A 22,208-nucleotide genomic window follows, 5' to 3' on the forward strand; every position below is an offset into this window, starting at 1 on the left:
CTCCCCAGTGACGGCGCGGGGCCGGCGGCGCTCAGGCGAAAGCCGGTTTTAACGCCGTATCGCCGCAGCGCGGCAGACTTTGAACAGTTTCCTTATTACATTATGGTTGAGTTTTGACGCCGGTTTCTCGCTTTATCGGCCGGCCGGGCGCGTCCTTGAACGGCGCCCGGCCGGCGCGTCTTAATAGCCCATCGTGGCGCCGTCAGGGTTGCGCGGGTCGGAATAGCCGTACAAGCCGCCATCGCGCAGCTGTATGGTCTGGGTCCGGCCCATGCTGGGCTTGAGCGCGATCTTGTAGCCTTGTTCGCGCAGCAGGCGCAGCGTATCCGGGCTCAGGCCCTTTTCCACCCGCAATTCGTCCGGCAGCCATTGATGGTGCACCCGCGGCGTGGACGCGGCTTCCGCCGGGTTCATGCCGAAATCGACGGCGTTGACGATGGTCTGCAAAGTGGTGGTGATGATGCGCGCGCCGCCCGGGCTGCCGGTGACCAGCCAGGGCTTGCCGTTTTTCAGCACCAGCGTCGGCGACATCGAGGACAGCGGCCGCTTGCCGGCCGCCACCGCGTTGGCGTCGCCGCCGATCAGGCCGAAGGCGTTGGGCACGCCGGGCTTGACGGAAAAGTCGTCCATCTCGTTGTTGAGCAGAATGCCGGTGCCGCCGGCGATGATGCCGCTGCCGAAGTTCAGGTTCAGCGTGTAAGTCACCGCCACCGCGTTGCCTTGCTTGTCCACGATGGAGTAATGGGTGGTCTGGTCGCTCTCATAGGGCTGCGGCTTGCCGGGCTTGATCTCGGCGGCGGGGCGGGCCTTGACCGGGTCTATCGTCGTGGCCAGCTGATCGGCGTAGCGCTTGGAGGTCAGGCCGGCCTGCGGCACTTTGACGAAGGCCGGGTCGCCCAGGAATTCCGAGCGGTCGGCGTAGGCCAGCTTCATCGCCTCGGCCAGATAGTGGATGGTCTGCGCGCTGTTGGGGCCGTAGTCGGCCAGCGGATAGCGTTCCAGCAGGTTCAGGATCTGGACGATGTGGATGCCGCCGGAGCTGGGCGGCGGCATGGACACCACCTGATAGCCGCGATACGTGCCGCTGACCGGCGCGCGTTCCTCCACCTTGTAGCCGGCCAGATCGGCCTTATTGATCAGGCCGCCGTGGCGCGCCATTTCCGCCACGATCTTGTCGGCGATGTCGCCCTGATAGAAGGCTTTGGGTCCTTGTCGCGCGATCAGACGCAGCGATTTGCCCAGGTCGCGCTGCACCAGCTTCTCGCCGGCGCGCAGCGGGCGGCCGTCGCGGAAGAACACCGCCCGGCTACTGTCCCAGCGGCCCAGATTGTCTTTTTCCACTTCCAGCATTTCCGCCAGCGTCTGAGACACCGGGAAACCCTGCTCCGCCAGCTTCACCGCCGGCGCAATCACCTTGGCCAGCGGCAGGCTGCCCCAGCGCTGCTGAGCGTGGGCCAGGCCGGCCACGGTGCCGGGCACGCCCACTGCCAGGTGGGTGTACAGCGAGCGGCCGTCCACGACCTTGCCCTGCGCGTCCAGATACATGTCGCGGCTGGCCTTGGCCGGCGCGATCTCGCGGAAATCCAGCGCGATATTGCGGCCGCTCTTGGCGTCGTGCAGCACCATGAAGCCGCCGCCGCCCAGGTTGCCGGCGTTGGGCAGCGTCACCGCCAGCGCAAAGCCCACCGCCACCGCGGCGTCCACCGCGTTGCCGCCCTGGCGCAGAATGTCCAGGCCCACCTGGGTGGCCAGGCCCTGTTCGGTGGCCACCATGCCGTTGCGGGCGTAGACCGGGTGGAAGACATCGTAGTCGTAATCGTATTTGACCTGCGGCGGCGCCGGCGGGCTCAGCGCCAGGGCCGGGGCGTTGAAGCCCAGGCTCAGGGCCAGGGCCAGCGCGCTCAGCAGCAGTCTGGGGCGGGGACGGAATGGCGTCATGGTGATTCTCCTTTGTTGTTGGCGTTTTATGAATGTTGTGATTGCGAGAACATTCTACGGTGCCGCCGCCTGTCGCAAAAGCCTGATTTTCCATGCCAAATGATTTGAAAATCCCAAGCAGACACGCCTATAAAGAATCGAGTTTCATAAGTCATCACCTAGGGGGCTACCATGAGCATATCCCAACGTTTGCTGCTGACCTTGGCGGTCGCCTTGCTCGGCTTGTTCATTGTGGGCAGCTTCGGGCTGCTCCAGCTGCACCGGGCCAATGAGCGCTTCGACTATCTGCAGGCCAACACCTTTCCCAGCATCCATACACTGGATCAGGCCTTGCAGGCGCAAACCGATATGCGGGTGCTGACCTACCGCCACGGCATCAGCGAAGACCCCAAGGTCAAGGCCGATATCGAAGCCAATATCGCGCAGCTGGACAAGCAGATGGACACGGCGCTGGATCATTACCAGAAAGACCTGGTGTCCGACGACGAGGACAGGCGGATGATAGAAAAAGACCGCGCGGACATCCGGATCTACCGCCAGCAGCGCGACACCGTGTTCAAGATCTCCCGCGAGCAGCCGCCGGAAACCACGCGGCGGGAGCTGGTGGGCGGTCCGCTGTTGGCCACGGCCAAGACCGTGGTCAAGGACATCAAGGAGCATATTGAATTCAACTACGGCCTGGCCAAGAAATTGGCGGGCGAGAACGCCACGGCGTATCAGGAGGCTTTCGTGTCCTCCCTGGTGGTGATTGTGGGCGCCCTGATTCTGAGCGGGGCGCTGGGCTTCGCGCTGTTCCGCAGCATACGCAGCAGCCTGAACCAGATTGGCGAAACCCTGGATCAGGTCAGCGCCAGCAAGGATTTCCGCCTGCGCGCCAAGGTCTTGCGCAAGGACGAGATCGGCCGCACCGCCGCCGCCTTCAACCATTTGCTGGACGATCTGCAGCATAGCTTCCGCGGCATACGCGACAATATTTCGGAAATCGACAAAGCCACCTCCGGCCTGGCGGCCAACACCAATCAGATTGCGCGCAGCTCGGAAGTGCAGAGCGAATCCGCCGGGGCGATGGCGGCGGCGGTGGAGCAGATGACGGTGAGCATCAACCATGTGGCGGACAACGCGGTGGAGGCGCGCACCCAGGCGCAGCAGGCGGGCAGCATGGCCACCGAGGGCGGCCAGGTGATCTCCGCCACCGTGCTGGGCATTTCCGAGGTGGCGGGCGCGATCAGCGACGCCTCGCATCGCATTGGGCAATTGAAGGAAGACAGCGCCACCATCGCCTCGGTGATGGGCGTGATCAAGGACATTGCGGACCAGACCAACCTTTTGGCGCTGAACGCGGCCATCGAGGCGGCGCGGGCCGGCGAAACCGGCCGCGGCTTCGCCGTGGTGGCGGACGAGGTGCGCAAGCTGGCCGAGCGCACCGCCAGCTCCACCACGGAAATTGGCTCCATCATCAACAAGATGCAAAGCAGCACACTGGAAGCGGTGCAAAGCATGGAAAAAGTGGTGGAACAGGTGCATCAGGAAACCGACAACGCCCGCGAAGCCAGCAGCGTGATAGAGAAGATTCAAGACAGCAGCGGCCAGGCGATGGAACTGGTCAAGGACATTTCCGGCAGCATCAATGAGCAAAGCACCGCCAGCAACACCATTGCCCAGAAAGTGGAGCAGATTGCGCAGATGGCGGAAGAAAACGCGTCCGCCTCCAGCGCCTCGGCGGACGCGGCGGAGCAATTGCAGCAGCAGGCCAAGAATATCCTGAACACCGTGACCCAATATCAAGTGTAGGGCCGAGCCGACGCTAAATATTTGTTCTTAATAGATATTCTCACTTAGTACTTTCTCCTGTTTTCTGACTGCGCCTATAACAAAGCTACATGTGGTATCGGGCGAAGACACGGAGAATAAGGATGAATATCTCACAGCGACTCATGCTGACCTTGATGGTGGCCATGCTGGCCTTGATCGGCGTCGGCAGTTACGGCCTGTGGCAGTTGCACAGCGGCAATGAACGTTTCAACTATTTGAAGAACAACACCTTTCCCAGCATACAGGCGCTGGACCAGGGCCTGCTGGCCTTGACCAAGATGCGGGTGGCGGCTTACCGCCACGGCATCGCCGCGGACGCCAAGAGCAAGGCGGACGCCGAGGCGCAGATCGCCGAAGGCGACAAGATCCTGGATCAGGTGTTGGCCGCTTACGAGAAAGACCTGCTATCCAACGACGCGGACCGCAAGCTGCTGCAACAGGACCGGGCGGATCTGCAAGCCTACCGCAATAATCGCGAAAGCTTTTTGAAGGCTTCGCGCGAGCATCCGGGGCCGGCGACGCAGGCCATGCTGGTGGCCGGGCCGATACCGGACTCCGCCAAGGCCCTGGCCAAAGACCTCAACGACCACATCGACTTCAATTACTCCATGGCGGACAGCCTGTCCAAGGACAACGCCGCCGCTTACAGCATGGCCTTCGGCAGCTCGGTGGCGGTAATCGCCGCCTGTCTGCTGCTGAGCGGCGGCCTGGGCTGGCTGCTGTTCAGTCATATCCGGACCAGCTTGCACCAGATCCGCTCCACGCTGTTCAAGGTGAATCAGCACAAAGACTTCACCTTGCGCGCGCCGGTGGGACGCATGGACGAGGTGGGCGAAACCGCGTCCGCCTTCAACCAGCTGCTGGAGAATCTGCAGCGCAGTTTCCGGGACATCCGCGACAGCATCGGCGCCATAGACGGCGCGATGTCCGGCCTGGCCAACAATACTCATGAAATCGCCCGCAGTTCGGAAATGCAAAGCGAATCCGCGGCGGCGATGGCGGCGGCGGTGGAGCAGATGACGGTGAGCATCAACCATGTCGCCTCCAGCGCGGTGGAAGCGCGCGGGCAGGCGCAGCAGGCCGGCGAGAGGGCGACCGAGGGCGGTCAGGTGATTTCCGCCACCGTGCGCGGCATCACCGAGGTGGCCGGCGCGATTACCGACGCCGCGCAACGCATTGGGCAGTTGAAGGAAGACAGCGCCACCATCGCCTCGGTGATGGGGGTGATCAAGGACATTGCGGATCAGACCAATCTCTTGGCGCTGAACGCGGCGATCGAGGCCGCGCGGGCCGGGGAGATGGGCCGCGGCTTCGCCGTGGTGGCGGACGAGGTGCGCAAGCTGGCCGAGCGCACCGCCAGCTCCACTACCGAGATCGCCGCCATCATCAACAAAATGCAGGGCAGCACGCTGGAAGCGGTGCAGAGCATGGAGAAAGTGGTGGAGCAGGTGCATCAGGAGACCGCCAACACCCGCGCCGCCAACGACGCCATCGACGGCATACGGGACAGCAGCGGCAAGGCGATGGAATTGGTGCGCGACATCTCCAACAGCATTTCCGAGCAGAGCGTGGCCAGCAACACCATCGCCCAGCGCGTGGAGCAGATTGCGCAGATGGCCGAGGAAAATTCGTCGGCGTCCAGCGGATCGGCGGACGCGGCGGGTCAGTTGAGCAAGCAGGCGCGGGTGATCTTGCAGACGGTGTCGGCCTATCAGGTGTGAAGCCCGGCTCAGGAATGCCAAAAGGCGGCGCGGCATGCTTGCCGTTCGCCGCCTTTTGGCGTGTGGGAGCCGGCTTATTCAGCCTGCTTGTCGCCCTTGTCCCGCTTGGCGCGTTTTAGCTCCTTCTTCTTGGCCGGTTTGTCGGTCATCGGGTGCTTCAGCACCTTGGCGGCCAGCTTCCTGGCCGATTTGGTGGCCTTCTTCTGTCCGCGCACCTTGTCCGCCAGCGCCGCCAGTTTCTTGGCGGCGCGCTTGTTCTTGGCCATCTGACTCTCCTTTACGGATTGATGAATCGAAGCCCCATGGTAAGGCGTTGGGGGGAATAAGCACCGGGTCTTTAGGCCATTGACGGATGGGCTTGGGCGTGAAAGCCGCTGGGGGAGGGGGCGGGAATGACAAGCATTTCGGCTGGGCGAGTCACCCGCCTGTGGTTTTTATCCGGCACCAAGAGGGAGGGTGAATGGATCAAACAGGTGACTCGCGCAGCCGCCTTGCCAGCGCTTTCCAGCAAGGATTGCAGGCTTTTTACCATAGATTGCCGGCGCCAGCCATTGTCACATTCCCCATTGCCGCCCGGACGAGGGCCGTCCGGGCGCGTTTTGCGGCTCAGGGCAGCGCGGTTTGCGCCTCCGCGTCCGACTCATGCATGCGGATGCTGACTGCGATCAATACTTCCAGATGGTCGAAGAAACCGGCCCAAGCGCCGCGCTGCGGGCTGAAGTCGAACAAATTCATATCATGGGCGATGCGGCTGAGCAGGCCGTGGCCGGCGTGCTCCGGGTGCTGGCGGAACAGCTCAACCAGCGCGCGGCCGTGACGTTCTCCCAGCGCGTAGGCCTCCGGGAAATCCCGGCACAGAGGCACACGCCAGTAATGCGGCCGGCTGCGCGCGGGCGAGGGGCCGACAAAGGGCAGCTTGGCTTCGCGGGCTTCCAGCAAACGGTAGAAGGCGCGCAGTTCTTCCTTGGTTTTACTCATGGCGGGCCTCCTGGTTGAAGCCGGCAAGCGCCGATGCGGGGAAAGACGGGGACGCGGGGCGGGATACGCGCCGAATGGATTTCGACATTGCTACCTCCTCAAGCGGATGCCGGCCTGGCCGCGGAGCGCGGCTAGGCGGGCGCATGACAAGGTTGGACTACCGGGAGATCATTCCAAAGACCGGCGCACCGCGAGGTGCCCTCGCCATGGCCCGCCCGAATAGGCAAAGCAATAGCGAGACAGAGCGCGGGGAGGCCGCGGTCTGCCGAAATGATCTCAACGTCGGGAGTCCAAGCCCGAGCGCCGCAGTTGCAGCGGCGCGGGGCTATTGTTGGCGAGGCGGGGCTTTGCTGTCAATGAAGGGACGGCATCCGCGAAAAAACCGCCCCGCGGATCAGGCCGGCGGGGCGGGGAATGAAGCCGTTGAATCACGGGCTTAGAGCTTGAAGGCCAGCGTGGTCTGCTGCAGCCGCTCCGCCACCACCGCCAGTTCGCGGGTGGCTTGCGAGAACACGTCCACGGCCACGCCGTTTTCCTTGGACATCTGGGCGATGGCCTCCACGCGGCCGGCCAGATCGGTGCTGGCCTGGCGTTGTTCCTGCATCGCCAGCGCGATGTCGCTGATGGCGCCCACCACTTCCTCCGCCCGCACTTCCACCGAACTGATGGTGGTGGACACATGTTCCGACGATTCCACCACCTGGCTGACGATGTGGCGGCTATTGCGCATGCTGTCCACCGCCTCCTTCGCCCCGGCCTGGATCTTGGCGATCATCTGGGTGATTTCGGTGGCGGAGCCGGTGGTGCGCTCGGCCAGCTTGCGCACTTCGTCGGCCACTACGGCAAAGCCGCGGCCCTGTTCGCCGGCGCGCGCGGCCTCGATGGCGGCGTTGAGCGCCAAGAGGTTGGTCTGATCCGCCACTTCCTTGATCACGGTGGCGATGCTGCTGATCATTTGCGCCTGTTCGGACAGCGACTCCAGGTTGTTGGCGGAGGCGGCCACGCTGTCGTTGACCTTGCGCACTTGCTGGGTGGAGTCCTGCACTTCCTTATTGCCTATCTTGGCCTGACTGCCGGCTTCGCTGGCTTGGGAGTCCGCCAGCGAGGCGTTGTTGGAGCATTGGTCGATGCTGACGGTCAGCTCTTCGATCGAGGCGGCGGCGCTGGAGGTGGCGTTGACCTGCTGACCGATGCTGGCGCTGACTTGCTCGGTGGAGGCGGCCAGTTCCTCGGCGGTGGCGGCCACGCTGGAGGCGGAGTTGATGATGTCGCCCACGGTGACGCGCAGTTTTTTCTGGGTGTCGGACAGCGATTGCATCATCTGGGCCACTTCGTCCCGGCCTTGCACTTCAATGGTGCCGGTCAGATCGCCGCTCCCCAGCTGAAACAGCGCCGCCATGCCTTTTTTCAGGCTGCTGACGATGCCGTTCTGTATCATCACGCCCAGCGCCAGCAGCACGAGCACGGCCGCCACCAGCACGGCGATGACGACATTGCGAGCATGCTCGTACTTGGCCGCGGCCTCTTTCAAGGCCTTGTCGGCTCCTTTTACATTGATGTCGACGATCTGACTCATGATGTCGTCGGCGGCCTGGAATTTGGGCCGGCACTCCTTGGCCATCAGTTCCACCGCTTTCTTGTTGTTGGCGCCGTCGCCGGTGTCGCTGTAGCTGAGGTCGCGCACTTTTTTACAGGCTTCCTCCATCGCCGGCCAGGCGGCGTCAAAGCGTTTGAGCGCGTCCACTTCCGGCGGGGTGAGTACGGTTTTGCGATAGAGATCCATCAGCCGGTTCATTTCCGCCAAGAATTTGGTACGGTTGGCTGTGACCTGATCCATCTGCTTTTTTTCGGTTTCGGCGATAAAGCGGTAATCAGCGCGGCTGATGTAAATCGCGTTTTGGTTGGCCACGGCCACCCAGTAGACCGACATCAATAAATTGTCGTGCATATCGACAGTGAGGTCGTTCATATCCGACGTGCTTCTGACGCCCACTCCTCCAATAATCACGCTGGCCAGCACGCCTAACAGGATCAGGCCGAAAATCTTGACCTTGATGCTGAACTGCGCAAGAAAGTTTCCCATCGCTCGCTCCCTAACTTCCGCCGATAACCACGCATTGTTTTCTAGCTACTGTTATAAGTGTGTAGTGCAGCTGTATTCATCTTGCAATGCTTGATGTAGGAAATTTTGCAGACGGGCAGTTCGTTCTAGGCGAATGATTTTCAGTTCCATGTCCGCCTGGGAGCGGAGATTGAAATTGCGCGGCCAGCGCTTATCTTTGAAACTGAGGCGGCGGACAATGGGCGCGGGGAACGGGGCGGGCGGCCGGCGGTCTGAGTTAGCTTGTTCACGGGGCAGTTTTGAAGCGGCGGGCGGTGCGCCCGCCCGATTAAGAGCCACTAACAGAACCTCACAGAGACCCTGAGCCAAGGCGCGCCGACGCGGCAGTACAAGCCGTACGGCAAGGAGGCGCCACGCGGGATCAGGGGTTTTGTTAGCGGGTCAAAAGAAGCGTATCGCATGAAAGCCATTACCGTAGCCACTTACAACATCCACAAGGGCATGTCGCCGCTGAACCGCCATGTGCGGCTGGGCGATATGGCCTCCGCGCTGGAATCCATAGACGCCGACGTGTTGTTCTTGCAGGAGGTGCAGGGCAAGAACATAGAACGCGCCTTGCAGCACGCCAGCTGGCCCAAGCTGCCGCAGCATCATTTTCTGGCGCGCCGGCTGGATCACAAAGCGGCTTACGGCCTGAACGCGGCCTATGAGCACGGCCATCACGGCAACGCCTTGCTGACGCGCTTTCCCATCAATACCTGGTGCAACCGCGATATCTCGGTCAACCGCTTCGAGAACCGCGGCCTGCTGCACTGTCAGTTGACGCCGGCGGGCTGGAAGCGGCCGGTGGTGACCTTGTGCGGCCATTTCAATCTGTTGGCGCGGGACCGGCGCAAGCAGTATCTGGACCTGGCGCGCTATGTGCGCGAGAACGTGCCGGCGGACGCGCCGCTGATTCTGGCCGGCGATTTCAACGACTGGCGGGAAGAGGCGACGGATCACCTGATGGACAGTCTGGGCATGGTGGAGGTGTTCGATCAGTTGTTCGGCCGCCATGCGCGCAGCTTTCCGGCGCGCATGCCCATGCTGCCGCTGGACCGGATCTATGTGCGCGGGCTGAAGCCCTTGGGGGCGGAGGTGCTGAAGGGCGCGCCGTGGTCGCGCTTGTCCGATCATTTGCCGCTGTCCGCCAGTTTGGCGCCGATTTGAGGGATAGACTTTGAACCGGTTCTGAGAGTCCAATGAAGGAAAACAGGGCTCCGCATTGCGGAGCCCTGTCGCTTTGTCGCGGACCGGTTTAGAGGTGGAAGCGCTCCACCACGTTCTTCAGCTTGCTGGCGTGGCCGTTCAGCTCGCTCAGGGTGGCGCTGGCGCCTTGCGCCACCTCGGAGGTGCTGCGGGTCATGCCGTTGATGTGCTCGGTGTTGTGGGCGATGTTGCCGACGGCGGTGGATTGCTCGCGGGTGGCGTGGGTGATCTGGGTGAAGGTGTCCACCACTTGCCGCATCAGGCCGCCGATGTTTTCAATCTCGCTGGCCGCGCCCTGGGCCAGGCCCACGCTTTGATCCACGGTGGAGCGGGCCTGCTGCATGCTGGCCACGGTGCCGGCGGTTTGCTGGCGCATGCCCTGGGTCATCTGGGTGATTTCGGTGGTGGCCTGGGCGGTGCGCTCGGCCAGTTTGCGCACTTCATCCGCCACCACGGCGAAGCCGCGGCCCATTTCGCCGGCGCGCGCGGCTTCGATGGCGGCGTTGAGCGCCAAGAGGTTGGTCTGGTCGGCGATGTCCTTGATCACGTTGACGATGGAGCTGATTTCCTCGGAGCGGGTGCCCAGCGAGTTCAGCGTGTCGCTGAGGGTGGACATGGCCTGGGACAGTTTGCCCACCTCGGCCGAAACCTGATGCATGGCGTGGCGGCCGCGCTCCGCGCTGCTGTTGGCCTGGGAGATGATGGCGTTGGCGTCGGCGGTGGTGTCGGCCACATGGGTGACGCTGACGGTGATCTGCTCAATGGTGGCGGCGCTGGAGCTGATGGCCTGGTTGACCTGGTCCGCGTCCTCGCTGATGCGGTTGGTGGTCTGGTGCAGGGAGCCGACGGCGCTGACCAGCTGGCCGGCGTTGTTGTTGACTTCGCCTATCAAGCGGCGCAGCCGCTGGTTCATCACGCCGATCTGGCCCAGCGCGCTGGCTTCCGGCGCCTTGGGCACGTCCACGGCCAGGTTGCCGGAGGCGATTTCCTGCAACACGCCTTCGATGTCGGTGACCGATCCGCCCAGCTGGGTATGGATCTGGCGGCGGCCCAGCAGGATCAGCAGCAGGATTTCGCCCACCAGCAGCACGATGGCGGTGAGGAATTGCAGCTGGGCGCTGGACAGCCTGTCCTTGGCCTGGGCCAGCGCGGCGTTGGTGCGCTGGTCCAGCAGCACGAAGAAGTCGTCGATGGGCTTCATGATCTGGGCTTTGAACTGGTGGTATTCCTTGCTGTGCACCAGTTTGCGCGCCAGCTCCATGTCCGGCTGGCCGCTGACGCTGTACTGACCCTGGGCGTCGGCGAACTTGCCCTTGACCGCGTTCATCGCCCGCACTTCCAGCTTGACCAGACCGTCCGAGTTGGCTTGCGCCTCCTTGAGCTTGGCGAACTCGCCTTCGGTGAAGCCGGCTTGCTGCATCAGGGTTTGCAGCGGAACGGTTTCGCTGTCCTGCCGGGGTTTTTCCTGGCCGGCGGCGACGAAGTCCCAATAGATGCGGTTGTATTCCTGCGGGCGTGGCGCCTTGCCGTTGCGGATGTCCAGCACGCGGTTGTATTGCTGCTCATAACCGGGGTCGCCGGTGACGACGTAGGTGCGGCCCAGCCGGGTCAGGTCGTCCGAGCTTTGCCGCAGTTCCGAGGCCAGCAGGTAGGAGTGATAACGGCTTTCGCTGGCGGCGCTCATCACATCCACCGCCTGGCGCATGGAAATGAAGGTGTAGATCACGCCGATAAAGGTGAGCGCGATGAGAATCAGCAGGCCGGTGATGGCCTGGTTGGCGCGAAAATTTTTCATGTGGAGAGGTCCTCGCAGTGCGGCTGAACGATGTTGTGGTGGCCGGTCAATATCGGGTTCCATGGCCCGCGGTGACGCGGCCGGCGGCGCTGGTTTCTCCTCTGGGGGGAGCGGGGGCGGCGGCGTGGAAGCGCTGCATCTGGGCTTGCACTTGGTCCGCATGGCCGCGGCTGTCCGCCGAGATGGCGGCGAGTTCTTCCACCAGGCTGGCGTTTTGCCGGGTGGCGGCGCTCAGTTGCTGAATGGTGGCGTTGATTTGTCCCACGCCTTGCGCCTGTTCGTTGGCGGCCACGGCGATTTGCTGGATCAGGCTGGCGGTCTTGCCGCTGGAGGAGACGATGGCGGCCAGTTGCGCGCCGGCCTGGCCGGCGAGCTGTACGCCGCTGGCGGCCATGCCGCTGATCTCTCTGGCGGCCAGCTGGCTGCGCTCCGCCAGTTTGCGCACTTCCTGGGCCACGATGGAGAAGCCGTTGCCCTGGGCGCCGGCGCGGGCGGCTTCAATGGCGGCGTTGAGCGCCAGCAGATTGGTTTGATAGGCGATGTCGTCTATCACCGAGATGTGTTCCGCGATGCGCCGCATGCTGCGCACGGTGTGTTCGACGATTTCGCCGCCCTGGCGCGCGTCGTCCGCCGCCTGGACGGCCATGGTTTCGGTGAGCTTGGCGTTGTCGCTGCTCTGGTTGATGGCGGAGGAGATCTGCTCCAGCGAGCAGGCGGCCTCGGACAGGCTGGCCGCCTGGCCGTTGGTGTTGAGGGAGAGCTGCTGGGAGCTGTGGTTGATCTGGGCCGACATCATGGACAGATGGCCGGCGCCGCGCTGGGAGTCCGCTATCGCGCGGCTGAGCGTGGTCACGGTCTGGAGCATGGCTTCCGCCAGGCTGTCCCTGGGGTAGCCGCCGGGCGGGGCCGCGGCGGCCAGATCGCCGGCCGCCACCGCCCGCATCAGCCGGGTGACGCGCAAGGGCTCGTCGCCCAGCATGGCGAACAGGCGCCGGTAAATGGTCCAGAACATCAACAGGCCCAGCGCGCAGCAGCCCAGCATCAGGCCGATGACGATGGCCAGCCATAGCCCGGCCTGGGTCCGGGATTGGGCGACGGCCTGGTTGGTGCGCTCTTCCATCAGCCGGTAGAAGGCGTCCACCGGCTGCATGATGGCGGCCTTGTCCAGATGGTATTGGCGGTCGTGCAGGATGCGCCGGGCCAGTTCCGGGTCCGGCGGGCCTTGGCGGCTGAAACCGCCCTGGCCGTCGGCGAAGCGTCCCTTCATCGCGTTCATCGCCACGGTTTCGGTGTTGACCAGCCGGTCCGAGTTGGCCTGGGCCAGCCCGAGCTGGTCGAATTCCTGCTGGGTGAAGCCGGCCTGCCGCATCAGCTGTTGCAGCGGCACGGCGGGGCCGTCCGGCTGCGGCTTGTTGTCGCTAGCCGCCATGAAGTCCCAGTAGATGCGGTTGTAGTGCTGCGGGCGCGGCTGCTGGCCGTTGCGTATCGCCAGCACCGCCCAGTATTGCCGCTCGTAGCGCGGGTCCGCGGTTTCCGCGTAGGTGCGGACCAGGCGGGTGAGGTCGTCCGAGCTTTGCCGCAGTTCGTTGGCCAGCAGATAGCTTTGATTGCGCTGCGATTCCGCCTGGGCTTGCAGATCCAGCTCATGCCGCAGGCGCAGGGTGCACAGCAGGAGCAGCAGCAAAAGCAGGGCGAAGACGCCGGCGCTGGCCGTCAGCAGGGATTTGATGCTCAGTTTCATAGGCCTCCCGCCATGCTGCTGTTGCCGTGTTCGCACCGTCGCGCGTTGGCTTGCTTACTGTTTTTTATAAAACAATCTGTTTCTTGACTACTTTTAGTGTGGACACTTAAGTAAAAACAGTGAGTTAACACCCGCTTGGCGTTTGGTTTGGGGGCGCGGAATGACCTTGCATGTCGAAACCGGCGAGGGTTGGGCCAGGGCCAGCCTGAGCGGCGAGTTGAGCGTTTACACGGTGGAGCAGCTGAAAAGCGAGCTCCTGCCCTTGCTGGGGCAGGAGTCGGTGTCGTTGAGCTTCGCCGAGGTGACGGAGGTGGACGGCTGCGCCTTGCAGTTGCTGCTGGTCTTTGGCCGGCAGCTGCGGCGGCTGGAGCTGCTGGCGGACAACCCCCTGGTCAGCGAGGCCTTTCAGTTGCTGGGCGTGGCGCTGACGGCGCCGACGGCGGGAGGCGAGGATGGACTGGAGTAAGGCCAGGGCGATTTTCCTGGAGGAGTCCCGCGAGCTGTGCGACGCGCTGGAAGGCGCACTGCTGGACCCGGCCGCCTTTCCCGCCGACGCCGAGACCTTCAACCTGCTGCTGCGCACCGCGCACACCATCAAGGGCTCCGCCGGCACCTTCGGCTTCGACGCGCTGGTGGCCTTCGCCCATGCGATGGAGAGCGTGCTGGAACGGCTGCGCGGCGGCAAGATCGCGCTGGGCGACGATCTGGTCAGCCTGCTGCTGGCCTGCAACGATCATCTGCGGCGGATGCTGGAGGCGGTGGAGGCCTCCGCGCTGGACGCGGAGCCGGCCTGGCCGGACGGCATGCCGCTGTTACAGCGTTTGCAGCTGTTCCTGCTGGACGGGGCCCCCTGCGCGGTGGCCGGCGAGGAGGCGCTGGACGCCGCCTCCACGCCGCTGTGGCAGTTGTCGCTGCGCTTTTATCCCGATCTGTTCCGCGACGGCTTCGATCCGCTGTCCTGCCTGCGTTTCCTCAGCCAGTTGGGCGCGCTGCGCGAGGTGGAGCTGGTCTGGCCGCCGCTGCCGGCCTTCGCCGACTTGGAGCCGACGGATTGTTTCATCGGCCTGGAGCTGAGCCTGGAATCCGCGGCCAGCCTGGAGCAGGTGCGCGACGTGTTCGAGTTTGTCGCCGAAGACAGCATGCTGGGCATTCTGCCGCCGCACGCGCCGCTGGCGGCCTTCCGCTCGCTGGCGGAGCGCCTGGGGGAGTCGATAGAGCCGCAGCTGTCGCGCTGGCTGGCGCGCGGGGCCTTGACCGCGGCGGAGGCGGAACGGGTGCGGGAGGCGCCCTGGCTGGCGCGGCCGGAGAGCGGGCGGAGCGGGGAGCCGGGCGCCGCGGCGGGCCGGCCGACCCGCGGCGACAGTCACTATATCCGGGTGGAGGCCGGCAAGCTGGACCGGCTGATCAACCGGGTGGGCGAGCTGGTGATCGCGTCCGCCGGCACCAAGCTGATTGCGCAGAGCCGCTGCGACGCGGAGCTGCTGGAGTCGGTGGCCATCATCAACACGCTGGTGGAAAGCATACGCGACGACGCGCTGACCTTGCGCATGGTGCCGGTGGACGAGGTGTTCTGCCGGTTTCCGCGCATGGTTCGCGAGGTGTCGCGGCAGTTGGGCAAATCCATACAGCTGACGATTCAGGGCGCGGACACCGAGATCGACAAATCCATGGTGGAGCGCTTGACCGACCCGCTGATGCACTTGGTGCGCAACGCGGTGGACCACGGCCTGGAAACGGCGGCGGAGCGGCGGGAGGCGGGCAAGCCGGAAACCGGCAAGGTGGTGCTCAACGCCTTTCACGACGCCGGCTCGGTGGTGGTGGAAATCAAGGACGACGGCCGCGGCATAGACCGCGACAAGGTGCTGGCCAAGGCGCTGGAGCGCGGCTTGTTGAGCGAGGGCCGGCAGTTGAGCGAGCAGGAAACCCTGCAGCTGATCTTCCTGCCCGGCTTTTCCACCGCGCACGCGTTGAGCGATCTGTCCGGCCGCGGCATGGGTCTGGACGTGGTGAAACGCAATATCGAACTCTTGCGCGGCGAGATCGAAATTTTTTCCCAGCCGGGCCAGGGCGCCACGTTCCGGCTGCGGCTGCCGCTGACGCTGGCCATCATCGACGGCTTCCGGGTGGAGGTGAACGATTCCTCGCTGGTGATGCCGCTGGACATGATGATCGAGTGCGTGGACATGCCGGAGGAGGCGATGCGGCAGAACGCGCGCCAGATCAATGTGCGCGGCGATTGGCTGCCTTTCGTGTCCTTGCGGGAGTTGTTCAATCTGCCGCCGGCCACGCGGCCGGAGTACGTGGTGATTGTGCATTACGGGGAAAACCGCGCCGGCGTGGTGGTGGACCGGCTGATGGGCGAGGTGCAGGCGGTGATCAAGCCCTTGGGCGAGATTTTCCGCTCGCTGCGCGGCATCAGCGGCTCCACCATCCTGGGCAACGGCAAGCCGGCGCTGGTGCTGGACATTCCGCAATTGATCCACCACGCCTGCCGCCGCGAGCGGCGGCGGATTCGCCAGTCCAGCGAGGCGCAGGCGAGCGACGTCATTTAGCGCGCCGATGCGCGCCGGGAGGTAGTCATGCAGTGGTTTCACAATGCGCAGGTCAAGACCAAGCTGGGTCTGTCGTTTGGCGTGGTGCTGTGTTTCTTGTTGGCGCTGGGCTTTGTCAGCTACACCGCCACGGAGCGCATCACCGGCGTGATGGTGAATCTGTTCGACAACCAGCTGACGCCAATCAAGGATATCGGCAGCGCGGCGCGCAACGCGATGGCCAGCAACCGCTCCTTGTACCGCTATGTCGCCGAGACCGACACCAAGACCATGGACGCGGTTGAGCTGGAGATGGCCGGTTTCGAGAAGAGCATGAACGCCAGCATAGACGCTTACCGCAAGACGGACCTGACGCCGCCCGAGGTGGACGCGCTGCGCCGCTTCGACGCCGCCTGGGCCATTTACCAGCCCTACGCCACCGAGGTGAAACGGCTGTCCTATACCGACCGCGGCGACGGCGAGAGCAATAAAATTGCACTGAAACTGATGGCGGACAAGGGCTGGCCGGCTTTCCAGGCGGTGGACGCGGTGCTGACCGAGTTGGTGAACCTCAACGCCAAGCTGGCCGACAATTCCCTGGTGGAAACCAAGGCAATCAGCACGGACGCCTTGCGGGTGCTGGTGGCCATCGCGGTGGCGGCGGTGCTGCTGAGCATCGCGCTGGGGGTGATGGTGACGCGCAGCCTGCTCAAGCAATTGGGAGGCGACCCGTCCTACACCGTGCAGGTGGTGAGCCGGGTGGCGGCCGGGGATTTGTCGGTGCCGGTGAAGCTGCATCCGGACGATACTTCCAGCCTGCTGTATTCGATCAAATCCATGGCGCACCGGCTGTCCGAGACCCTGTCCGAGGTCAGCGCGATGTCGGAGGCGATAGGCTCGGCGTCCGAGGAGGTGTCGTCCACCGCCAATTCCCTGGCGCAGACTTCGTCCGAGCTGTCGTCCAGCATCGAGCAGACCAGCGCCTCGGTGGAGGAGATGGCGGCCACGGTGACGCAGAACGCCGACAATGCGCGGGTGACCGAGGGCATCGCGTCCAAATCCGCGTCCAGCGCCACTCAGGGCGGCAGCGCGGTCAGCGATATGGTGCACGCGATGAAGGAGATCGCGTCGCGGATCACGGTGATCAACGATATCGCCAACAAGACGGATCTGCTGGCCATCAACGCGGCGATCGAGGCGGCGCGCGCAGGCGAGCACGGCAAGGGCTTCGCCACGGTGGCGGTGGAGGTGAGGAAGCTGGCGGAGCGCTCCCAGGTGGCGGCCAAGGAGATAGGCGATCTGGCCAGCCGCTCGGTGAGCGTGGCGGAGAAGGCCGGCACCTTGCTGCAGGAGATGTTGCCCGGCATAGACCAGACCGCCAGCCTGGTGCAGGAGATTTCCGCGGCCTCGCGCGAGCAGCGCACCGGCATTGATCAGATCAACAGCGCGGTGACGCAGATCAGCAGCGGCATGCAGTCTTCGGCCACGTCGGCCGAGGAGCTGAGCTCCACCTCCGAGGAACTGAGTTCCGCGGCGATGCAGCTGCAGGATTTGATGCAGCAGTTCAAGCTGCGCAACACCCGCGGCGGCCGCAAGTCCCGGCTGGTGCACATCGGCCACTTGCACGGCGGCAAGGCCGCGCCGCCGCCGCCGATGGACGACGATGACGATATGGATCTGACCGTGGACGAGGACAAGTTCTCCAAGTATTGAGAGGGAGGAAGACGGCGATGAGAAACAGCGACCAGCCGGCCGGCCAGGACGGCGGCGACCAGAAATTCCATTGCGTCACATTCATCCTGGGCGAGGATTTGTTCGGCATTCAGATCAACTTCATCCGGGAGATCATCGAGTTCGACGGCATCACCGAGGTGCCGATGATGCCCAACTTCGTGCGCGGCATCATCAATCTGCGCGGCGCGGTGGTGCCGGTGATCGATTTGTCGGTGCGCTTCGGCCGCGGCCAGACGGCCTTGAAGTCGTCCACCTGCGTGGCCATCCTGTCCTTGCCGGGCCTGGAGGGCGGCTACGCCGACATCGGCATTCTGCTGGATTCGGTGTGCGAGGTGCTGGAGATCCCGCAAAGCGAGATCGATCCCTCGCCCAGCTTCGGCTCCAATATCCGCAGCGACTTCATCCAGGGCATCGCCACCATCAATCAGCGCTTCGCCATTCTGCTGAATGTGCGCCAGGCGCTGTCGGTGTCCGAGCTCAGCGCGATGGCGGAGGCGGTGACCCAGCAGTTTCTGAGCGACGACATCGAGGCGCTGTAGATGTTCGCCCTGGAAGAGACGCTGGCCGCCGCGCCTTTGTTGACGGATGGGGAGTTTTTCCAGCTGCGCCGCTTCATCTACCAGACCGCCGGCATCGCCATGCCGATGAGCAAGCGTTCGCTGATCCAGTCGCGCCTGGCCAAGCGCATCCGCCATTTGCGGCTGAACAGCTACGCGGCTTACTGGCGTCTGATCTCGGACCCGGCCAATGTGACGGAGCGGCAGTACGCGATCAATCTGCTGTCCACCAATGAAACCTATTTTTTCCGCGAGCCGGAACACTTCGCCTGGCTGCGGCAAGAGGCGGCGCGGCTGCAGGGCAAGGGCGAGTTTCGGGTGTGGTCGGCGGCCTGCTCCACCGGCGAGGAGCCGTACACGGTGGCGATGATCCTGGCGGAGGCGCTGGGCCTGCTGGGCCAGTGGCGGGTGTACGCCACCGATATCAATACCCGGGTCACGCATCTGGCCCGGCGCGGGGTTTACTCGGTGGAGCGCGCGCGCAGGACGCCGCCGGAGCTGTGGCGGCGTTATTTCCTGCGCGGCCGCGACGAATACGCCGGCATGGTCAAGGTGGCGCCGGAGCTGGCGAAGAAGGTGAGTTTCGCCAATCTGAACCTGCTGCACGCGACGGACTTCAACCATAGTCATTTCGATGTGATTTTCCTGCGCAATGTGCTGATTTATTTCGACGAGGCCACCAAGCTGCGGGTTTTGCTGTCGCTGTGCGACAAGCTGCGGCAGGGCGGACATTTGATCATCGGGCATTCGGAATCCATCCGGCACCTGGCGCTGCCCTTGGCGCAGGAGGCGCCGTCGCGCTACCGGCTGGATGCCCACTTGGCGGGCGGAAGAATCGATGAGCATCAGTGTTCTGATTGTTGACGACTCCGCGGTGGCGCGGGAGATGCTGGGCCAGATGCTGGCCACCGCGCCGGACATCAAGCTGCTGGGCGCGTCGCCGGACCCCATTTACGCGATGAGCCGGATGAAGATCCGCTGGCCGGACGTGATCATCCTGGATCTGGCCATGCCGCGGATGGACGGCCTGACCTTTTTGCGCCAGGTGATGGCGGAGCGGCCCACGCCGGTGATCATCTGCTCGGCCTTGACCACCGAGGGCGCGCTGGTGTCGCTGGAGGCGATGAGCGCCGGCGCGGTGTCGGTGCTGCTCAAGCCGCTGGTCAACGCGAGGACGAATTTCGTCGAGAACGCCAAGCGGCTGGTGGAAGAGGTGTACGCGGCGGCGCGGGTGAGGGTGGAGGCCTTGAAGCAGACGTCGCCGTCCGGCTATCCCGCGCCCAAGCTGACCGCCGACGCCATTCTGGACGCGCCGCCGGAGCGCCGGCGGCCGGCGCAGGGCACGGAGCGCGTCATCGCGCTGGGCGCGTCCACCGGCGGCACCCAGGCGCTGGAGTTCCTGTTGCAGCGGCTGCCGCCGCATTGCCCGGGCATGGTGGTGGTGCAGCATATGCCTGAGGGCTTCACTTCCATCTTCGCCGGCCGGCTCAACCAGCTGGCCCAGGTGGAGGTGAGGGAGGCGAAGAACGGCGACGTGCTCAGCGCCGGCACGGTGCTGATTGCGCCGGGAGGCCAGCATCTGCTCTTGCATCGCCGGCAGAAGCAGTTTGTCGCGGAGGTCAAGGGCGGGCCGCCGGTGTCGCGGCACCGGCCGTCGGTGGACGTGTTGTTCCGCTCGGTGGCGGTGAGCGCCGGGGCCAACGCGGTGGGCGTGATCCTCACCGGCATGGGGGACGACGGCGCGCGCGGCATGCGCGAGATGCACGACGCCGGCGCGCGCACGCTGGCTCAGGACGAGGCGTCCTGCGTGGTGTTCGGCATGCCGCAGGCGGCCATCGCCCGCGGCGGGGTGGACGAGGTGATGTCTCTGGAGCGCCTGGCGCGGCTGTTGCAGGGTCTGCGCGCCTGAGAGCCTGTCCATGGTCCGCCGCGCGGCGGCGGACGCGGCCCTCAAGATAGATACAGATGCGATAGGTGTTTTTACGTAAATACCGATGCTTGCCGGCGTCTATTTGTAAAAAACCTTTTAAAAACAAAGCCGGCGCGGGTCGCTTCACCTCGAGAAAAAGCGATTATGCACTTGCTATGTGCAAACTACCAAAGCCAGTCGCATTGATTCGCGTTTAATTGGCGTTATCATCACTTTCCATATTCAGCGCTCGCCGCCGCACTGGGCCGCTTGTCCCGGCGCGCCGCCGCCTGTCTATCTTTCCCCGCCCGCTCCGCACCACTTCGCGGCGCCGTCATCGTCTCTTGTCGATTACTGCCTGATCCACTGCCTGGACCTGCGGCGCCGGTCCGGCGCGCTCCGGATGCGCCGCCGGCGGCGGGGAGCCGTTTTTGGAATGAATGTCGAAGGAATGCATCCGTATGAGTGTCTTGAACAAGGACTGGGGCTTGCGGGCCAAACTATCCGCCGCTTTTACTCTGGTGAGCCTGCTGATCGTGGCGGTTTATTCGATCTACGCTTATCGCAGCACGGTCGACTCCGAAATGAAGGGCGTGGATCAGACCCTGCTGACCGCCGCCTACGCGGCGCGCCAGATGGTGGGCGAGAACTTCCACGACCAATTGCCGGACAGCAACCCCAATAGCCAGGCCACCACCAAGCAGCTGACCGATTTTGCGCGCGACAGCGGTCTGGCCTACGCCTATTCCACGATTCAGCGCGGCGGCCGCGTGTTGTACACCAGTTCTTCCGCCAGCCCCGACGAGGTGAAGTCCGGCCAGTACCAGCAGTGGTTCCTGGCGGAATACAAGGATGTGCCGGCCGGCCTGGCCGCGGCCTTGCGCAGCGGCTCCACCCAGTTTGAGGAATACCAGGGCGAGTTCGGCCTGTTCCGCTCGGTGTTCGTGCCCTTCACCTCGGCCAGCGGCATGCGCTACGTGGTGGGGGTGGACACGTCCTTGCAAAAAGTGGAGGCCTTGCGCACCCAGGTGCTGTGGCAAAGCGGCGCGGTGGGCCTGGGCCTGCTGCTGATGTCCCAGCTGGCGGCCCTGTTGCTGGCCAACCGCATGGTGCAGCCGGTGAACGAGTTGAACGTGGCCCTGCAGCAACTGGCCGGCGGCGACTGGAACCTGGTGCGCAGCATGCCGGTGCGCAGCCGCGACGAAGTGGGCCGCATCGCGTCCTCCTTCAACACCTTCATGGCGGCCCTGCGTGAGCGCTTGCTGGAGATCCGCGGCGAATCCGACGCGGTGCAGAGCGAATCCCAGCACATCGATCAGTTGGTGGGCGGCGTGGCCGCGCGTTCCGGCCAGCAGGCCGAGGACGTGCGCGGCAGCGCGGCGGCGGTGGAGGAGCTGGCGGTGAGCATCGCCCATGTCTCGGAAATCGCCGAGGACGCGGCCACGCTGATGTCTTCGTTCGAAGGCCAGACCCAGACCACGGTGCAATACATCCAGAACGCGGTGGAAGGCATGCGGACGGTGCAGCAGGAAGTGACCCAACTGGCAGGCAAGCTGGATCAGCTGGATTCGCGCACCAATGAGATCAATATGATTGTGGCGGTGATCAAGGACATCGCCGATCAGACCAATCTGCTGGCCTTGAACGCGGCGATCGAGGCGGCGCGGGCCGGCGAGCAGGGCCGCGGTTTCGCGGTGGTGGCGGACGAGGTGCGCAAGCTGTCCGAACGCACCGCCAACGCCACGGTGGAGATCGGCTCGATGATCGCTTCGGTGCAGCAGGATTCCGCCTCCGCCATCTCCGGCATGCGCGCGGCGGTGGACCGCGTGGACGCCAGCGTCAATCACGCCGGCGAGGCGCAGGACACTTTGCAGGGTTTCTCGGTGCAGATCCAGGGCGTGTCGCGCGGCATGGGCGATATCTCGGCGGCGGTGCGCGAGCAGGCCAACGCTTCGCAGCATCTGGCCGGCAGCGTGGAGTCGGTCAGCAGCTCGGCCGAGGAAAACCGGCTGGCGGCGGAAGAGGCTCAGCAGGGCGTGGTCAATCTGTTGGAGCGCGGGGTGTCTTTGCGCGGCGTGGTACAGCAGTTCACGCTCTAAGCCATGCGCACGCAACCGCCCTCGGGCGGTTTTCTTTTTGCCAGATAAATGACATTGGCGTAAAGTGGCTTGTCGTCCTAAAG

Annotated in this window: 16 protein-coding genes; 10 read left to right on the forward strand and 6 right to left on the reverse strand. The window is 64.4% G+C overall.

Annotation, left to right across the window (positions count from 1 at the left end; translation table 11 throughout):
* Positions 1–180: 180 nt before the first annotated feature.
* Positions 181–1,938 (reverse strand): gamma-glutamyltransferase, encoded by a 1,758-nt coding sequence (gene ggt / locus ACODSD_RS20040; RefSeq protein ID WP_488878137.1) that lies wholly within the window; start codon positions 1,936–1,938, stop codon positions 181–183.
* Positions 1,939–2,109: 171 nt separating this feature from the next.
* On the opposite strand from ggt, the gene ACODSD_RS20045 reads away from it, so the two are divergent.
* The gene (locus ACODSD_RS20045) at positions 2,110–3,729 is read left to right on the forward strand and encodes a methyl-accepting chemotaxis protein (protein ID WP_107799062.1); all 1,620 of its coding nucleotides are present in this window, start codon (positions 2,110–2,112) and stop codon (positions 3,727–3,729) included.
* Between the two features lie 122 nt (positions 3,730–3,851).
* Positions 3,852–5,471, forward strand: coding sequence for a methyl-accepting chemotaxis protein (locus ACODSD_RS20050; RefSeq protein ID WP_253315306.1), 1,620 nt, complete (start codon positions 3,852–3,854; stop codon positions 5,469–5,471).
* A 74-nt stretch (positions 5,472–5,545) separates the two neighbouring features.
* Here the strand turns inward: ACODSD_RS20050 and ACODSD_RS20055 are convergent, their stop codons facing one another.
* From ACODSD_RS20055 to ACODSD_RS20065, 3 genes are all read right to left on the reverse strand, one after another.
* On the reverse strand, positions 5,546–5,737 hold the full coding sequence (locus ACODSD_RS20055; protein ID WP_253315305.1) for a hypothetical protein: 192 nt from the start codon (positions 5,735–5,737) through the stop codon (positions 5,546–5,548).
* Between the two features lie 340 nt (positions 5,738–6,077).
* Positions 6,078–6,449, reverse strand: a complete 372-nt coding sequence (locus ACODSD_RS20060; RefSeq protein ID WP_253315304.1) for a hypothetical protein — start codon at positions 6,447–6,449, stop codon at positions 6,078–6,080.
* A gap of 436 nt (positions 6,450–6,885) precedes the next feature.
* Positions 6,886–8,532, reverse strand: coding sequence for a methyl-accepting chemotaxis protein (locus ACODSD_RS20065; protein ID WP_488878138.1), 1,647 nt, complete (start codon positions 8,530–8,532; stop codon positions 6,886–6,888).
* Positions 8,533–8,970: 438 nt separating this feature from the next.
* Between ACODSD_RS20065 and ACODSD_RS20070 the strand changes: the two genes are divergently transcribed.
* A complete protein-coding gene (locus ACODSD_RS20070; protein WP_107799067.1) occupies positions 8,971–9,720 on the forward strand; it encodes an endonuclease/exonuclease/phosphatase family protein in 750 nt (249 codons plus the stop codon).
* 88 nt (positions 9,721–9,808) lie between these two features.
* Here the strand turns inward: ACODSD_RS20070 and ACODSD_RS20075 are convergent, their stop codons facing one another.
* Positions 9,809–11,554 carry a methyl-accepting chemotaxis protein gene (locus ACODSD_RS20075; protein WP_227108475.1) on the reverse strand — a complete coding sequence of 582 codons (1,746 nt, stop codon included), beginning with the start codon at positions 11,552–11,554 and terminating at the stop codon, positions 9,809–9,811.
* Positions 11,555–11,600: 46 nt separating this feature from the next.
* Positions 11,601–13,295, reverse strand: coding sequence for a methyl-accepting chemotaxis protein (locus ACODSD_RS20080; protein WP_488878139.1), 1,695 nt, complete (start codon positions 13,293–13,295; stop codon positions 11,601–11,603).
* Positions 13,296–13,455: 160 nt separating this feature from the next.
* Between ACODSD_RS20080 and ACODSD_RS20085 the strand changes: the two genes are divergently transcribed.
* From ACODSD_RS20085 to ACODSD_RS20115, 7 genes are all read left to right on the forward strand, one after another.
* Positions 13,456–13,761, forward strand: a complete 306-nt coding sequence (locus ACODSD_RS20085; protein ID WP_253315302.1) for an STAS domain-containing protein — start codon at positions 13,456–13,458, stop codon at positions 13,759–13,761.
* Positions 13,748–15,847 carry a chemotaxis protein CheA gene (locus ACODSD_RS20090; protein WP_488878140.1) on the forward strand — a complete coding sequence of 700 codons (2,100 nt, stop codon included), beginning with the start codon at positions 13,748–13,750 and terminating at the stop codon, positions 15,845–15,847. Before ACODSD_RS20085 ends, ACODSD_RS20090 begins: the two co-directional genes overlap by 14 nt.
* Before the next feature lie 27 nt (positions 15,848–15,874).
* Positions 15,875–17,539, forward strand: coding sequence for a methyl-accepting chemotaxis protein (locus ACODSD_RS20095; protein WP_488878141.1), 1,665 nt, complete (start codon positions 15,875–15,877; stop codon positions 17,537–17,539).
* A 17-nt stretch (positions 17,540–17,556) separates the two neighbouring features.
* Positions 17,557–18,099, forward strand: a complete 543-nt coding sequence (locus tag ACODSD_RS20100; RefSeq protein ID WP_107799073.1) for a chemotaxis protein CheW — start codon at positions 17,557–17,559, stop codon at positions 18,097–18,099.
* Positions 18,100–18,981: a CheR family methyltransferase gene (locus tag ACODSD_RS20105; protein WP_227108470.1), complete on the forward strand. Its 882-nt coding sequence runs from the start codon at positions 18,100–18,102 to the stop codon at positions 18,979–18,981. It abuts the gene before it with no gap.
* Positions 18,956–20,026 carry a protein-glutamate methylesterase/protein-glutamine glutaminase gene (locus ACODSD_RS20110; protein ID WP_227108469.1) on the forward strand — a complete coding sequence of 357 codons (1,071 nt, stop codon included), beginning with the start codon at positions 18,956–18,958 and terminating at the stop codon, positions 20,024–20,026. The genes ACODSD_RS20105 and ACODSD_RS20110 overlap by 26 nt, the downstream gene beginning before the upstream one ends.
* A gap of 461 nt (positions 20,027–20,487) precedes the next feature.
* Positions 20,488–22,125, forward strand: a complete 1,638-nt coding sequence (locus ACODSD_RS20115) for a methyl-accepting chemotaxis protein (protein WP_488878142.1) — start codon at positions 20,488–20,490, stop codon at positions 22,123–22,125.
* The last annotated feature ends 83 nt before the right edge of the window (positions 22,126–22,208 follow it).

Source organism: Chromobacterium sp. FG22, from assembly GCF_057809415.1.

Bases quoted from the DNA above. Each gene is read 5' to 3' on its own strand.
- ACODSD_RS20045 (WP_107799062.1), top strand. From the start codon at position 2,110: ATGAGCATATCCCAACGTTTGCTGCTGACCTTGGCGGTCGCCTTGCTC.
- ggt (WP_488878137.1), bottom strand. From the start codon at position 1,938: ATGACGCCATTCCGTCCCCGCCCCAGACTGCTGCTGAGCGCGCTGGCC.
- ACODSD_RS20085 (WP_253315302.1), top strand. From the start codon at position 13,456: ATGACCTTGCATGTCGAAACCGGCGAGGGTTGGGCCAGGGCCAGCCTG.
- ACODSD_RS20070 (WP_107799067.1), top strand. From the start codon at position 8,971: ATGAAAGCCATTACCGTAGCCACTTACAACATCCACAAGGGCATGTCG.
- ACODSD_RS20090 (WP_488878140.1), top strand. From the start codon at position 13,748: ATGGACTGGAGTAAGGCCAGGGCGATTTTCCTGGAGGAGTCCCGCGAG.
- ACODSD_RS20095 (WP_488878141.1), top strand. From the start codon at position 15,875: ATGCAGTGGTTTCACAATGCGCAGGTCAAGACCAAGCTGGGTCTGTCG.
- ACODSD_RS20055 (WP_253315305.1), bottom strand. From the start codon at position 5,737: ATGGCCAAGAACAAGCGCGCCGCCAAGAAACTGGCGGCGCTGGCGGAC.
- ACODSD_RS20065 (WP_488878138.1), bottom strand. From the start codon at position 8,532: ATGGGAAACTTTCTTGCGCAGTTCAGCATCAAGGTCAAGATTTTCGGC.
- ACODSD_RS20100 (WP_107799073.1), top strand. From the start codon at position 17,557: ATGAGAAACAGCGACCAGCCGGCCGGCCAGGACGGCGGCGACCAGAAA.
- ACODSD_RS20060 (WP_253315304.1), bottom strand. From the start codon at position 6,449: ATGAGTAAAACCAAGGAAGAACTGCGCGCCTTCTACCGTTTGCTGGAA.
- ACODSD_RS20105 (WP_227108470.1), top strand. From the start codon at position 18,100: ATGTTCGCCCTGGAAGAGACGCTGGCCGCCGCGCCTTTGTTGACGGAT.
- ACODSD_RS20080 (WP_488878139.1), bottom strand. From the start codon at position 13,295: ATGAAACTGAGCATCAAATCCCTGCTGACGGCCAGCGCCGGCGTCTTC.
- ACODSD_RS20110 (WP_227108469.1), top strand. From the start codon at position 18,956: ATGAGCATCAGTGTTCTGATTGTTGACGACTCCGCGGTGGCGCGGGAG.
- ACODSD_RS20050 (WP_253315306.1), top strand. From the start codon at position 3,852: ATGAATATCTCACAGCGACTCATGCTGACCTTGATGGTGGCCATGCTG.
- ACODSD_RS20115 (WP_488878142.1), top strand. From the start codon at position 20,488: ATGAGTGTCTTGAACAAGGACTGGGGCTTGCGGGCCAAACTATCCGCC.
- ACODSD_RS20075 (WP_227108475.1), bottom strand. From the start codon at position 11,554: ATGAAAAATTTTCGCGCCAACCAGGCCATCACCGGCCTGCTGATTCTC.